The sequence below is a fragment of the Aggregatilinea sp. genome (assembly GCF_036822615.1).
Lineage (GTDB): Bacteria > Chloroflexota > Anaerolineae > Aggregatilineales > Aggregatilineaceae > Aggregatilinea.
In genome coordinates this window covers 158815-173312 of the sequence record NZ_DAISHJ010000002.1, presented here as the reverse complement: position 1 = coordinate 173312, position 14498 = coordinate 158815, and the positions used below count along the sequence as shown (strand labels likewise).

At 59.5% G+C, this 14498-nt stretch carries 8 protein-coding genes; 2 read left to right on the top strand and 6 right to left on the bottom strand.

The window, feature by feature from the left end; translation table 11 throughout:
• Window positions 1–158: 158 nt before the first annotated feature.
• From V7116_RS01770 to V7116_RS01765, 3 genes are all read right to left on the bottom strand, one after another.
• Complete coding sequence (locus V7116_RS01770; protein WP_324389789.1) at window positions 159–1457, bottom strand: alpha-glucosidase/alpha-galactosidase; 1299 nt, start codon at window positions 1455–1457, stop codon at window positions 159–161.
• A gap of 144 nt (window positions 1458–1601) precedes the next feature.
• On the bottom strand, window positions 1602–1799 hold the full coding sequence (locus tag V7116_RS25700; RefSeq protein ID WP_442891733.1) for an ester cyclase: 198 nt from the start codon (window positions 1797–1799) through the stop codon (window positions 1602–1604).
• A gap of 291 nt (window positions 1800–2090) precedes the next feature.
• Entirely contained in the window at window positions 2091–4697 is a 2607-nt protein-coding gene (locus V7116_RS01765) for an MMPL family transporter (protein WP_324389787.1), read from the bottom strand.
• A gap of 298 nt (window positions 4698–4995) precedes the next feature.
• Between V7116_RS01765 and V7116_RS01760 the strand changes: the two genes are divergently transcribed.
• Window positions 4996–5592 carry a TetR/AcrR family transcriptional regulator gene (locus V7116_RS01760; protein ID WP_324389785.1) on the top strand — a complete coding sequence of 199 codons (597 nt, stop codon included), beginning with the start codon at window positions 4996–4998 and terminating at the stop codon, window positions 5590–5592.
• A gap of 17 nt (window positions 5593–5609) precedes the next feature.
• Here the strand turns inward: V7116_RS01760 and V7116_RS01755 are convergent, their stop codons facing one another.
• From V7116_RS01755 to V7116_RS01745, 3 genes are all read right to left on the bottom strand, one after another.
• On the bottom strand, window positions 5610–6440 hold the full coding sequence (locus tag V7116_RS01755; protein WP_324389782.1) for a carbohydrate ABC transporter permease: 831 nt from the start codon (window positions 6438–6440) through the stop codon (window positions 5610–5612).
• 1 nt (window position 6441) lies between these two features.
• The gene (locus tag V7116_RS01750; RefSeq protein WP_324389780.1) at window positions 6442–7872 is read right to left on the bottom strand and encodes a carbohydrate ABC transporter permease; all 1431 of its coding nucleotides are present in this window, start codon (window positions 7870–7872) and stop codon (window positions 6442–6444) included.
• 125 nt (window positions 7873–7997) lie between these two features.
• Window positions 7998–9365, bottom strand: coding sequence for an ABC transporter substrate-binding protein (locus V7116_RS01745; protein WP_324389778.1), 1368 nt, complete (start codon window positions 9363–9365; stop codon window positions 7998–8000).
• 679 nt (window positions 9366–10044) lie between these two features.
• Between V7116_RS01745 and V7116_RS01740 the strand changes: the two genes are divergently transcribed.
• Window positions 10045–14457: an nSTAND1 domain-containing NTPase gene (locus V7116_RS01740; protein ID WP_324389776.1), complete on the top strand. Its 4413-nt coding sequence runs from the start codon at window positions 10045–10047 to the stop codon at window positions 14455–14457.
• The last annotated feature ends 41 nt before the right edge of the window (window positions 14458–14498 follow it).

Sequence of the window (14498 nt, the reverse complement as noted above, 5' to 3'; positions counted from 1 at the left end):
ACGAGCAAAGCGGCAGCAATGCCGGTCTGATCGCTCCACACCTGAACGACTTTGCCGGGTTTCCATCCCCGGATCGACAGCCTCGATTAGACCTGCCGGTCAACCCCCTGCGATGCTGAGCGACCCCGGCATCGCAGGGGCTGGTGGAGACAGGGGCACTAGTGGTAAGCGGGCAGCCAGTCGCCGTGGGCTTCGATCAGGTCGTCCACCATCGCCCAGATCTGGCTGAGATCCAGCTCGGCGGCGGTGTGAGGATCGAGCATCGCGGCGTGGTAAATGTGCTCGCGCTTGCCGGTGAGGGCGGCTTCGACCGTCAGCGCCTGCACGTTGATGTTGGTCTGCATCAGGGCGGCAAGGTGCGGCGGCAGCGCGCCGATGCGCGTGGGCTGGATGCCGTTCTTGTCGATCAGGCATGGCACCTCGACGCAGCAGCCTTGCGGCAGGTTGTCGATCAGGCCGTCGTTTTCGACATTGCCATAAATCACCGAAGGCTCGCCTGTTTCCATGCTGTGAATGATACGCGAGCCATATTCCAGACTGCGCTTCACGGTGAGCGTGCTGGCCGGATCTTCGAACTCCTGGCGCATAGACTGCCACCCGGCGATCTGGTTTTCGCAGCGCGTGATGTACTCATCCAGGGGGATATTGAACGCCTCGATCAGATCGGGGCGGTCGCGCTTGATAAACCACGGCACATACTCGCTGAAGTGCTCGCTCGATTCGGTCACGAAGTAGCCGAGGCGTTCGAGCATCTCGTAGCGCACGCGGTTCCAGTCGGGCACGCGACCTTCGCCGATGACGCGATGTAGGGCAGGGTAGAGGTCTTCTCCATTGCGTTCGAAGGTCAGATAAAACGCCATGTGGTTGATCCCGGCGCAGACGTAGTTGATTTCCTCGACCGGCACGCCGATGTCGTCCGCGAGCTGTTGGGCTGTGCCCTGCACGCTGTGGCACAGGCCCACCGTCTTGATCGACGTGGCGCGGTTGATCGCCCAGGTGTTCATCGCCATCGGGTTGACGTAGTTGAGGAACGTCACGTCCGGGCAGAGATCCTCCATGTCGCGGCACATATCGAGCAGGACCGGGATGGTGCGCAGCCCGCGCATGATGCCGCCGATGCCGAGCGTATCGGCAATGGTGGCGCGCAGGCCATACTTCTTGGGGATCTCGAAATCGATCACTGTGCCGGGCTTGTAGCCCGCGACCTGGATCATGCAAATAGCATAGTCCGCGCCGTCGAGCGCGGCACGGCGGTCGGTCGTGCATTCAATCGTCGGATGTGCGCCGAGCGCATCCGCGACCTTATGCGCGACGACGCCGGACGTGCTCAGGCGATCCTCATCGATGTCGAACAGGGACAGCGTTGAGTCCGCCAGTTCTGGGTAACTGAGGATATCGCCCATCAGATTTTTGGCGAAGACCGTGCTGCCCGCTCCGATGAACGTGATTTTTGGCATGGCATCCTTCCTTGCATGAAGTGATACGTCGAATCAGACCGTTGCGCTGTTGCAACCAGTATCGTACCCCAATTGCACGGCCCGCGTAATGGCGCGCCCGGTCCGCTACGCCGGGGTTCTTACTGCATCCCCTCTTCCTCTGTCTCAGTTTTGTCCGGCTGCCGGAACTGCGCCAATCTGCTGTATCACGCTCAGAAGATTTGGGTAATTCCAGCCTTCGAGCAGCTTGCCGTTGACGACGCGGAAGATGGTGATCCCGCTTAGCTCGATCTCCCTCCCTGTAGGCGGCACTCCTTGAAAGGCACCCTGGTGAGTTCTACGGCACGTCCAGCGCATGGATATACGATCGGGGTATTTTGCTGGTGACAGATGAGAACAGTGCTTCGGGGCGGCTTAACGAATCTTTCAACCATCGTCAATGCCTTGCGCTGCGTGGTTCCTTGCCTGACGGTGACACAAAAACGCCTGGGCGATTGTTGGCTCAGGCGTTTCTTTACGGCGGGCTGTACCGTGCTTGTGGATAGGTGGACGTGGCGCGTCCGAAATTCTATCCGCGCCGCAAAGCATAATGTCGCCCATCTGGACGACATTATGCTTCCGGTGCCATAAGCGTGCAGCGAGAGAAGTTGACCGTTAGTCTCCTGTGTGTGAAGCGGAGATGATCCCTGCTGCTTTTGGCCCACTGGCGTCCTTAGCGCGAGGAACGCCGCCTGGCCACCACGCCCACTTGCCCAGCAGGAGTGTCAGCGCGGGAACCAGCATGGTCCGCACGACTAAAGTGTCGATCAAAACGCCGACCGCCACGGAGAAACCCAGCTCCGCTAACGCTGTGATTTTCCCGGATATCATGGCGGCAAACGTTCCGGCCAGGATAATCCCCGCCGAGGTGATGATCGGGCCTGTTGCCACCACTGCCTCATGGATGCCGTCACGGATGCCCCGGTGCCCCACTTCTTCTTTTACCCGGCCAATGAGGAAAATGCTGTAGTCCACGCCGAGCGCGACCAGGAACACAAAAGAAAAGACGGGGATAATGAACGCCAGCCCATCCTCTGCGCCAAAGAAGACGCGGAAAACCAGGGCAGTGAGGCCCAGCGTGAAGGTATAACTCAAACCGACGGTGGCAATCAGATACAACGGCGCGACCACGCTGCGCAGCATCAAGAGGAGGACGATGAAGATTCCCAGACTCACCATGCCGATGGTCAGCACCAAATCGGAGTTGAGCGTGTCGCGGAGATCCGCTGTCATTGCGGACTGCCCGTCAATAACGGCTTCCCCGCCATTTTTATACTGCTCGACCAGTGTGCGCATAGCGAGGACAGTATCCAATGCCTCGGTGCTGCTGGGATCATTCGCCAGAATGACGGTCATCCGGTAGCTTGAGCCATCGGTGGAAACATACTGGCCCAGCAATTGCGTGAGAGACGCGCTTTGGGAATTATCCGAACCCGCCGGGACCAGGGCTGTCAATTCGCTGAGGTTCACGTAAGGATCTTCGATGGTCTCGAATCGCTGTGCAAGACCCTCAAATGCGGGGGCCGCTTCATCCTGCCGTTGGGCAAAGACCAACACATTACCGAACAATTCTTGCAGCGTCGCCAGGTTGGGATCGTCCGCGATAGCGGGGAACTGCGCCTCCAGGTGATCGAGATAGGCCCGCATCCCCGTGAATGCGGTACCAATGGTTTGCGGATCGAGCGACTGCGCGTCCATGTTCTGCATAGTCAACATCTGCTCGATCAGCCGAAGCTGCGTATCGGCGCGCAGCATCTGCGTCATTTCGCCGTGCTGCCCCATCGGGTTGTTGAGACTCCTCACGTCCGCCACGCCGCCGAGCGCCGAAAGATCGGCCTCAAGCTGAATCATCTCGGTACTCATATCTGCCGGATTGCGGCCAGTCATGACCACCGTGAGCGGTGAGAGGTTTCCTGGCCCCAGCGTTCGTTTCAAGGCTTCGAAACCTTCTTTTGCCTCGACATCATTGGGCAGATCGGAGAGTGAGTTGTAATTCAGCGGCGCACTCATACCGTAAACCGCGAGCGGTGCCATCACTAACACCACCACGATCACCACCTGGAGGGGACGCCGTGCGACCAGATTGGATGTTTTGATATAGAACTTGCCCGCCGAGCGGTGTGTGGCTGTGCTCGGCCAGAATGCCCGGTCGCCCAGGATCGCTAGCGTGGCTGGAACTAAGGTTAACCCCGCTGCCAGACATACGAGGACGCCCACGGCCAGAGCCGGTCCCGACGTATTGAACACGCCAAACTTGGCAAAGATCATCGTCGTAAAGCCTACGAAGATGGTCCCTGCGCTGCTGGTGATCGTTTCGCCCACTTTTTTGATGGTGGTTGTGGCGGCGTGCTGAGTTCCGGTGTGATCGGCCATTTCTTCGCGGAAGCGGCTGATCAGGAACAGGCAGTAGTCGGTACCGGCCCCATAGATGATCACCACAAGCAGGATGTCCGCATAGGTCGATACGGCGATCCCGCTCTCCGCCCACAAGGCCACAAGTCCGCGCGTGACCAGATAGGAGAATGTGACCGCTGTCAGCGGAATGAGGGGGCTTACGGGCGAGCGATAGATCAGGAGAAGCAGCACGATGACGAGGATAACAGTCACGATCAGCGTGCTTCCCAGGGTCGATAGTGCCGCATCGACGAACGCGGATCCGATCGCCTTTGCCCCGGTAATATAGGATTGAACCCCATCCGGCTGGTGGTCGTCGATCCAGGCGCGAACCGGCTTGACGACGGTATCGGTAATTCCGATTTCGCCTTCGGCCAGACTCACCGGAATCATGGCAACCTGATTGCTCGCGTCGATGGTCATGTTGGCCACTTCGGGCGAACTGAGGGGCGAAGTCACACCGGTGACGAGTTCGGGGGCCGTGTCACTGGCCAGCCATGCGGACAGGTCCGCGATGAAATGGCCTATGGGGGTATCTATCTGTTCGGGGAAGGTCGCCGCATCGCGGTTGAGGATCCCCTCACCACCGGTGGCCTCGATAACGATGACGACCCCCGTATTGTCGGAGGACTCGGGAAATGCAGCCTGATGCACGTTCACTGCGTGGTTAAACGGAGCGCTTTTCGGCAGCAGGGTGGCCTGATCGGACGTGGTTACGTCAGACAAATTAGGCGCAATCAGCGTGATACCTGCTACCAGCACAATCCAAACCGCGACTATTGGGTAGCGCCACCGTACGGTGAACGCACCGATTCGTTCGAAGATCATGTACTCTGCTCCTTGATGGGACTTCGTTTCCAACGCTTTCCCTGGATAAGCCGACTCTTGCCAGTCGAAGAGGTAACATCGAACCGCATGGGCCAGGAACCTCTACAATAAAAACAGCGATTCCCCTTTATTTAAAGGTGGATTTATCTGTCTTGGACTCCCTGCGATCAAATATTTCGACCATAATCAACATAGCGTTGGAAAACAACCATCAATGTTGAGAAAAGTGATAATTATCCAACAGAAATAGGGGAAGTGTTGGTTTTCTGTTGAGATCGTGGAGGAAGTGGAGGACCGTATGGCGAAAAAGAAGATCGATCGAAGAGTCAGGTACACCAAAGACGTGTTGAAAGAAGCGTTGATTCTATTGATGGCGGACAATCACATATCAAAAATCTCGGTCAAAAAGATATGCGAAATTGCCGACGTGAACCGCAGCACCTTTTATGCGCATTACGAGAACCAGTATGATTTATTGAGCCACATCGAGCGGCAGACAATCCAGGACATCCACACGTTCGTCGCTAAGGAACGGTCCCGGCAGATTACACTCCATACGATGCTGTGTTTGTTCCTCGAATATGCGGCTCAAAACGCCAAATTGTTTCGCGTGCTGCTCAATGAAAGAAGCGACTCAGCCTTCAGCGATGAAGTCATCAGACTGGTTAAAGAACTGGCGCTTGTAGAAACGCACCTGGAATTTAAGACAAAGCCGCGTGTCGTTGAATACATCCAGTTGTTTTCAATAACCGGATCGCTTCGTGTTATAGAGAAATGGCTTGAAGACGGCATGATCGAATCGATCGATGAGGTAGCCGATCTCCTCCTGTTATTGTTCAATCACAGGGTGCTCAAGGAAGAAACCCACTACCTCAGGGGACTGAGGGACGGATAGTCCACAGGATAGGAGATTTACTTGTCACGCATCAGCGCGAAGCCGCTCATGAACTGTTTTTGCAGCAGCACGAAAAACACCAGCGGCGGGATCGAGGCCACCACACCGGCGGCCATCAGCAGGCCGAAGTCGGTTTGTGTACCGACGATGACAGCTTTGCGCACGCCCACCTGGATCATCTGGTCTTCGGGCCGCAGGCCGATGAACACCGGCCACGCGTATTGGTGCCACATCGAGATGAACTGGATCACTGCGTGCGCACCGATCACGTTCCACGAGAGCGGCAGGAGCACCAGAAACAGGAAGCGCAGCGGTCCGGCCCCATCGAGCTGGGCGGCTTCGACCAGTTCGCGCGGGATGTTGCTGAAGTGCTGGCGGAACAAGAATGTACCCACCGCGCTCGCCAGAAACGGGATCGTGAGCGCCAGATCCGGGTCCTGCTTGACCCATTCCAACTGCGACACCAGCCCCGACAGCGGCATGAGGATCAGTTCGGTGGGCATGAGCAGCGTCAGCAGAATGAAGAAGAACAGCAGCCATTTGCCGGGGAAGTCGAAGTAGACGAACGCCAACCCCGCTAGCATGGCGAACAGCGTCTTCACCACCACGACCAGCATCGATACGTTCAGCGTATTGAGCATCAGTTGGCCGAAGTTTTGATCCGTGAACAGGCTCGACACGTTGCCGTAAAAGTCGGTGGAGGGCGGGAACAGCTTCGGCGGCACGGTGAACGCTTCTTCCAGCGTCAGCGTCGAGACTTGCAGCGCGTACAACGCGGGGCAGGCCAGGACGAGGCAGATCACGATCAGCGCGGCATGAACGGCGTAACGCGGTCGGTGGGTTTCCATGTCAGGCCTCATACGTGACGCGGCGCTCGATGAACCGGAACTGCACCAGGGTCAGCCCGGCGACCATCAGGAACAGCAGGACGGCCTGCGCCCCGGCTAATCCGGCGGGCGCGCCGGACGTGAACGCATCCGAATAGAGCTTGAAGATCAGCACGTTGGTTGCGCTGCCGTCGATGCCGCCCGGCCCCAACGGCGGCCCGCCGTTGGGCGTCAGCGCTTCGACCGTGCCGTAAATCCCGTAAAACGAGTAAGTCACGTTGGTGACCAGCAAGAAGAACGTGAACGGCGACAGCAGCGGGAACGTGATGCGCATGAAGCGCTGGAACCGGTTCGCGCCGTCCAGGCTGGCCGCTTCGAGTAGATCCTGCGGCACGTTCTGCAATCCCGCGATGTAAAACAGGATGTTGAACCCGATGATGTTCCACACTGCCGCCGCAACGATCACCCACGGGGCCAGGGCCTGATCGGTCAGCCAGCCCGGCGTGATCCCGATCGTGCTGCGCAGCGCCCAGTTGATCAGGCCCGCGCCGCTTTCGCGGAACAGCGAGAGGAAGATGAAGCCGGTCACGACCGGCGAAATCGCGTAGGGCCAGATCAACAGCGTCCGGTAGACCCCCGCATAACGGATTTTCTGGCTGGCAAGCGTGGCGATGCCCAACGAAATGCTCAGGCTGAACAGCACGATCAACACGGTGATGATCAGGGTCGTGGTCAGGCTGTTGCGGTAGATCGTATCGCTTGCCAGCGAGACGTAATTCTCCAGGCAAACGGCGCGTTCCTGGGGCAGCGGGAATATCTTGCGGCGCAGTGACGTGAGCATCACGCTGATGGTTGGATAGTAGAGAAACACGGCCAGGACCATCAGCGTAGGCAGCAGGAAGAGATATGGCAGCGGGTAGTTTTTGAACTTCCCGGCATGATCGACGATGCTCGGCTGGGAGTTGCGGCGAACGACTGCCCACAGCGGCACCAGCATCAGCAGCGCGCTGGCCGCGGTGATGATCAGCCCCAGCCGGAACTGCGCCCGGTCGATGTCCGGCGCGTAGGTGCAGTGTTCGAGCGGGACCATCAGGATCTGGCTTCCGGCTGAGCCCAGCAGCGTGCCAACGCCGCCAAACAGGAGGAGCCGCTGTGCGGTCAGGCGAGTCTCACCGGGATGGTACAGCGCAGCCGCCAGCGTGCCCAGCAACCCGACGCCTGCGCCTATCAAGGCTGACGGCCAGAACTGTTCCCCCGGAACCTGCCGGAAGTAATCCGCGATGTTCCGCACAAATGCTGGAGTCGATTTGACCGCATCGACCAACAGGGTCAGAAGCGTTTCAAGCCCCCGGTAGCGGGGCACGAAAAAGAACAACAGAAACAGCACGATGAGCAGGTAAAAAACGCTCTGCGCGAGTTGAGGAGCGATTTTGAGTTTGTTGGCGCTGCGCATAGACGATTATCCTGCCGCGTATTGGGCTGGTTGGCTGCGTGTGGACTGCCGCTTGCCAGCCGGAAGCAAAGAAAAAAGTGGGATGAGCTGCGGCCCATCCCACCGGAAGATCGTAGTGTTTGTGATCAGTCGCCGATCACGCTGTTGTAGTCGGCGATCGCCTGATCCGCTCGCTGTTTGGCGGCGATCATCGCTTCTGCCGGGTCCTGGCCGCCGTCGATGATCGAAAGGATGCCATCGACCACCGCGCCGCGCACCTGCGCTGCCGATCCGAGCACCGATCCGGCGTTGGCCGTGTCCGGCTCGGAGGCAAGAAGCTGGTCGAGCGGGATGCGATAGGCCGGGTTCTCGTCGAACCATCCTTCGGCGGTCAGCGCGTCGATGGAACTCTGGCGGATCGGGAAATAGCCGCTGGCCTTGTGCCATGCCATGTCGTTTTCGGTGCTGGTCAGGTAAAACGCGAAGTCAACTGCTGCCTGTGTTTGTGCGTCCGAATGCCCGGCCATCACCCAGACCGAACCGCCGCCGGGCGTGATGCCGTTGGTTGCGTCTGCATCGGGCTTGGGCAGCGGCGCGATGCCTGGATCGAAGCCGCCCAGGGTCTGCGAGTAATTCAAAACGTTGCTGATCCCCGCGCTGGTGCTCAGGTGGATCGCGGTCTTGCCGCTGATGAACAGCAGCCCTTCCGAAGTATACGCCTCGGTGCTGCCGCTGTAGACGAAATAGCCCTTGTCGGCCAGATCTTTCCACCACGTCATGATGCGCAGCATTTCAGGGCTGTCGATCAGTGCTTCGGTGGCGCGGGCGCTGTGCCCGTTGTCGTTGTTGATGAACAGCGCGTTTTGCATCGAAAGCCACTGCTCCGGCAGCCAGCTCGTGATCGGCCAGTTGATGCAGCCTTCCAGCGTTTCGATTCCGGCGCTCATGATCGCGTCGCACGCCGCAGTGATCTCGTCGAACGTCTGGGGCGGGGTGTTGGGGTCCAGCCCGGCGGCCTCGAACATGGCCGGATTGTAGTACATCACCGGGTTGGAGGCGTTCCAGGGCAGGCCCCAGATTTCGTCGTCCAGATTGTAGTAGTTGCGCATGGGGGTGATGATGTCGGGGATCGTCGCCAGTTGTTCCTCGCTGGCGTAGTCCCCAATCTTCACGAAGTACTGCGAGTCGATGGCGATCTGCCGCAGCGTATCTTCGATCTGCACCACGTCCGGCCCGGTTCCCTGTTCGGCGGCACGCAGTGCACCTTCGAAGATGCTCGCGTAGCTGTCCGTGTTGGATTCGAGGTTGACGGTCACGTTCGGGTGCTCGGCCATGAAGTTGGCGGCGATCTGCTGGATGGTTTCCAGCCGAACGTCGCGTTCATCGGAGAAAATGTGCACGAACGTGATTTCAACGGGCGCATCCTGCGAATAGGCCGTTCTAGATGCGATGCCCGGTATCAGGCCAAACACCACCAGCGCTGCCACTATGATCAGAGTGACTTTCTTTTTCAAGGTGTTCCATCTCCCCTGTTGGCAAGAGCACAGCATGACGATATCGACACCTACTATCCTGCCCCTAGTTTAAGGGCAGGTTTAGGGATCGCAAACTTTCGATAGCAGTTTCAGAAGAAAACAACAAAAGGATTTAACCCACGACCGGTTTCGGTATGGGATGAATCCGCGATCCGCCGGTTATCAAACCCTGCCGATCGGGTTTACATGCTAAATCCGGTTAACTGAAATGGGGACACTCAGCGGCCTGCCTGCGAAGAACACACTTTTCGTTCCGACCTGGTGGGGATCGTGAGGGATCCCGACCTGGCGCGCTTGTAGCCTCGGACTCGTCACGATGTCGCAGGTCAGATTCAGCGCAGCACACGGAGATGGGGCTTGTAACGATCGTGCACCATTCCTGCAATAGCCCCAGAACACGTTTTATAAATCCCTGGCTTCTCCGTTATTAAGTTAAATCTCACCGATAGCGATCTATTTATAAACATTAAACTGCGTTTGGCAGAACATTAACCTGTTGCGTTTATCCTCCCCGCTGCGGTTGCTGAAGACGGAACGGCAGCCCATGCATGGTACGGCTGCGCCCGGCAGTGATCCGGAATGCAGCTTTTGGCTTCCTGCAACAGACCCAATGGCGCTTCAACGGCTTGGCACAGTTCCCGCATTTCAAGAGGCCACTATGGACAACCTATCCGGGCAAGTCATAAAAAGTTACCAGATTGACCACGTTATCGGCGTTGGCCCCTCCGCGGCAGTTTACTGTGCGCATCAACTGGTGTTGGAACGGGAAGTTGCGATCAAGATCATCTGGCCCGCATTAGCCGACCACCCCGCCTTCATTCGCAGCTTCGAAAGCGAGGCCCAGGTCGTGTCGGGCCTGGAACATCCTTACATCGTGCCGCTGTACGATTATTGGCGCGAGCCGGGCAGGGCATATGTGGTGATGCGGCGGCTGCGGGGCGGACACCTGCGCGATCGTCTGTCTCGCAACGGGTGGTCCATGACCGATACGATGCGAGTTATGGCGCACGTGTCCTCGGCATTATCTCTGGCGCACCGTTACGGCGTGGTGCATGGCGATTTGAAACCCGAGAACATCCTGCTCGACGACGAAGGGAATCCTTACCTCACTGATTTTGGCATCGCGTCCCTGGCGAACAAAGCGCGGAACGGCGACACGCCGTTCAGCACCCTGGCGTATGCCGCGCCGGAACAGATCGACGGCGACGCGCTTGCCCCCAGCACTGATGTCTACAGCCTGGGTCTTATCCTCTTTGAGATGCTGACCGGGCAGTATCCTTTTCCGCACCTGAGCGGCCTCTCCGATCCTCGTTCGCTGTCGGTGCGCAGGGATATGCGCCTGCCGTCGCTGCTCAAACAGCGCCCCGATCTCCCGTCTGCGCTGGATTACGTTATTCAGCGCGCGACGGCGCCGGATCCTATCGATCGTTACCCCGATGCCACGAGTTTGATGAACGCGCTGCTCGATACTGTTGGATTAGAGCCGCCGGTCGATGTCAAAACGAGCAAACCGGCCAATTCTGTGCTCAATCCCTATAAAGGGCTGCGCGCCTTTCAGGAAGCGGATTCGGCCTACTTCTTCGGGCGCGAAACGCTGGTCAGTCATCTGGTCGATCGCCTGAAAGAAGCAGGCCGCTACGTGCGATTTCTGGCGTTGGTGGGGCCCAGCGGCAGCGGCAAATCGAGCCTGATTAAAGCCGGGCTGATTCCTGCGCTGCGGCGCGGCGCCATGCGGGGCGCGGAGAACTGGTTTTTCGTCGATATGGTTCCGGGGGACGATCCGTTCGCGGAGCTGGCGAGCGCTTTGACGAGTGTCGCCGTCACGCCTTCTACCAATTTAGAGACCCTGCTGCGCCGCGATGAATTTGGACTGATTCGGGCAATCGAGCAGATCCTTGCCGGGGACGATCAGGCCGAGCTGTTTCTGTTCATCGATCAGTTCGAAGAGCTGTATACATTGTCGGATGACAGCGACGCGATCTCGCTGTTTCTCGACAGCTTGTTTTCGGCGCTGGCGATGCCGCACAGCCGTTTGCGTGTGGTGATCACCCTGCGGGCCGATTTTTACGATCGGCCCCTGCTGCACCAGCACATGAGTACGCTGATGCGCATCCGCACGGAGGTGGTGACGCCGCTGACCCCCCAGGAACTGGAACAGGCGGTGGTACAGCCTGCCCGGCAGGTGGGCGTGCCGATCGATTCGGGCGTGGTCGCTACCCTGATCACCGAATTCAACGAACAGCCCGGCGCGCTGCCGCTGCTGCAATATTCGCTCAGCGCGCTCTTCGAAAGCCGCGAAGACTACGGCATTACGGCCAGGGTGTACAAACGGATCGGCGGCGTGCGCGGGGCGCTGTCCCAACGCGCGGATCGGTTGTTCGAAAGCTTTAGCGCCGAGGAGCAAGAAGTCACGCGGCAGTTATTTCTGCGGCTGGTGTCTTTGGGGGAGGGAACAGAGGATACCCGGCGACGCGAGTTCTTGTCGGAAATCATGTCGATCTCGACCGATCGACGGACGCTGAATACAGTGATCGGCGCGCTGGCGCAGGCCCGGTTTCTGACCTTCGACCGGGACCCCGTTACGCGCAGCCAGACCGTTGAAGTCGCGCATGAGACCCTGATCCGTGAGTGGGAGCGCCTGCGGCGCTGGCTGGACCAGAGCCGTGACGATGTGCGTTTTCAGCGCAACGTCGCGTCACTGGCGGACGAGTGGCTGAAGGCGAACCGCGATCCCAGCTTCCTGCTGAGCGGATCGCGCCTTGAGCGGTATGCACGGTGGGCCGAACAGACCGATCTGGTCCTGACCGATCACGAAAAGGCGTTTATCCGCGCGGCGTTGGACGAACACGAGCGCCAACAGGCGGAACAGAAAGCGCGCTTGCGACGAGAGGCGGTGCTCGAAAAGCGGGCGTACGACCGCCTGCGGCTGTTGGTGTCGGTTCTGTTGGGGGCGGTCGCCGTGGCGACGCTCCTGGCCGGGATTGCGCTGACGCAAAGCAAAGAAGCCCGCCAGGAGCGCAACCAGGCCGAAAGCGCGCGTGCAACCAGCGACGCCAATGCCGCCATTTCGCACGGCATGGCGCTGCAGGTCAGCGCGATTCAGGCGCTTGAGGGCGGTGACGGGGATCTGGCAGTTCGTCTGGCATTGGCCGCGGCTGAAGTCGATCCGTCAGCGATATCGCAGCGCACGCTGTCCGAGGTGGCCCTGGCGCCGGGAACGCGCCAACTGTTTGTGGGCCACGCGTTTTCGGTCAATGGGGTGGCAATCAGCCCCGATAACCGCGTGATCGCGTCTGTTTCGACGGATACGAGCGTCCGGTTGTGGGACGCAGCCACGGGCGACACGCTGCACTACCTGCGCGGGCATACGGGGGACGTGCAGAGCGTCGCGTTCAGTCCCGATGGGCGTATGGTGCTTTCCGGCGCAGACGATCAGGTGGCGATCGTTTGGGATGCGGAAACCGGGCAGGAATTGTGGCGTCTGGCCGGGCACAATGGACCGGTGCGCAGCGTCGCGTTCAGCCCCGACAGCGCTTCGGCTTTCACCGCGTCGAATGATGGGTTCGTGATCGAGTGGGATCTGGCGACTGGACAGGAACGCGCCCGGTTTGAAGGCCACACCTCCCCGATTCTCGGCCTGGCGCTCAGCCCCGATGGGCAAACGCTGATCGCCTGCGCGCGCGATCGGGAATGTATCGTGTGGAATGTGTCCGATGAGGCGGAACTCTACCGCTTTAAGGCGGCCAGTCCCGTGCGCGGGTTGGCGCTTGGCCCCGATGGACAGGTCGTATTCGGCTCAACGGACGGGACGCTGACGCTGCTCGACTGGCGCTCGGGCCAAATCACCCAGCAGCTAGACGGCGAGCACGGTGAAATCGGCAGTATTGCGTTCGATCCGCAGGGGAAACGCGTTCTGGTGGGCGCTGCCGACGGCAGTCTGCATATGTGGGATCTGGACACGGATGAAGAAACGTATCACCTGCTGGGCCACAGTGACGCGGTGACCAGCGTGGTGTTCAGCCGGGACGGTACGCTGGCTGTGTCCGGCTCGCGCGATACGACGCTGCGACTGTGGAATATCCAGAATCCGGTCGAAGAGGCTCATTTCGACGCCGCGGATAACCGGATCACGGGGGTTGCCTTCGACGGTGACGATAACTTGATCGCAGCTTCGATTGATGGCACGCTGCGTATCTGGGCTGGCGAGTCGCTGCTTCAGCAGATCCAGGTCGGCAGCCCGGTGACGAGTATGGCCGTAAGCCAGGACCGGCAGTTGGTCCTGATCGGGCTTCAGGATGGGCGTTTGAAGCTTCTGGATGGAACGACGTGGCAGGAGACGCTAACGCTCGCCGGGCACCAGAGCGCTGTGCTGAGCGTGGCGTTCAGCCCTGACCAGCGGCTCGCAATCGCCGGGCTGGAAGACGGAGCGGTCCTCGTCTGGGATCTGGCCTCGGGCCAAACACGCTATGAACTCAATGGGCATAACGGGGCGGTGACCAGTATTGCCGTCAGCCCGGATGGGCGAATCGCGCTCACGGGTGGGCGCGACCATAACCTGATCGAGTGGAATCTGAACACCGGCGCGGAGATCCTCCGGTTATCCGGGCACGAAGGGGCGATCTACAGCGTGGCGATCAGCCCGGATGGGCGCTATGCACTTTCCGGTGGACGCGACGCCGCGATCATTCTGTGGGATCTCCAGACGGGCCGCGAAATGGCCCGCTTGCAGGGGCATACCGCGCCAGTATGGAGCCTTGCCTTCATTGCGGACGGACATGTTGCTGTCTCCGGCGCGGCGGATGCGATCATCGTGTGGAATATTGAATCAGCTGCCGAAGTCCAGCGACTTGTTCCCGACGGCGGTGTTTATGCGCTGGCGGTCAGCCCGGACGCGCATAGAGTGGTGGCAGGTGAGGAGGGCGGGGCGGTCCAGAGCTGGCAGCTGCTCACCCTGGACGAGTTAAGTGATTGGACTCGCGCTCACCGGTATGTGCGCGAACTGACCTGTCTGGAGCAGGAGTATTACCAGATCGGCGCAGGCTGCGCCCTCGCAGATCTGGCGGCTAACTAGCGTCGAGCCAAGTCACCTATCACGCATGAAAATTAGTCTGG

Bases quoted from the DNA above. Each gene is read 5' to 3' on its own strand.
- V7116_RS01770 (WP_324389789.1), bottom strand. From the start codon at position 1,457: ATGCCAAAAATCACGTTCATCGGAGCGGGCAGCACGGTCTTCGCCAAA.
- V7116_RS01740 (WP_324389776.1), top strand. From the start codon at position 10,045: ATGGACAACCTATCCGGGCAAGTCATAAAAAGTTACCAGATTGACCAC.
- V7116_RS01755 (WP_324389782.1), bottom strand. From the start codon at position 6,440: ATGGAAACCCACCGACCGCGTTACGCCGTTCATGCCGCGCTGATCGTG.
- V7116_RS01750 (WP_324389780.1), bottom strand. From the start codon at position 7,872: ATGCGCAGCGCCAACAAACTCAAAATCGCTCCTCAACTCGCGCAGAGC.
- V7116_RS01760 (WP_324389785.1), top strand. From the start codon at position 4,996: ATGGCGAAAAAGAAGATCGATCGAAGAGTCAGGTACACCAAAGACGTG.
- V7116_RS01765 (WP_324389787.1), bottom strand. From the start codon at position 4,697: ATGATCTTCGAACGAATCGGTGCGTTCACCGTACGGTGGCGCTACCCA.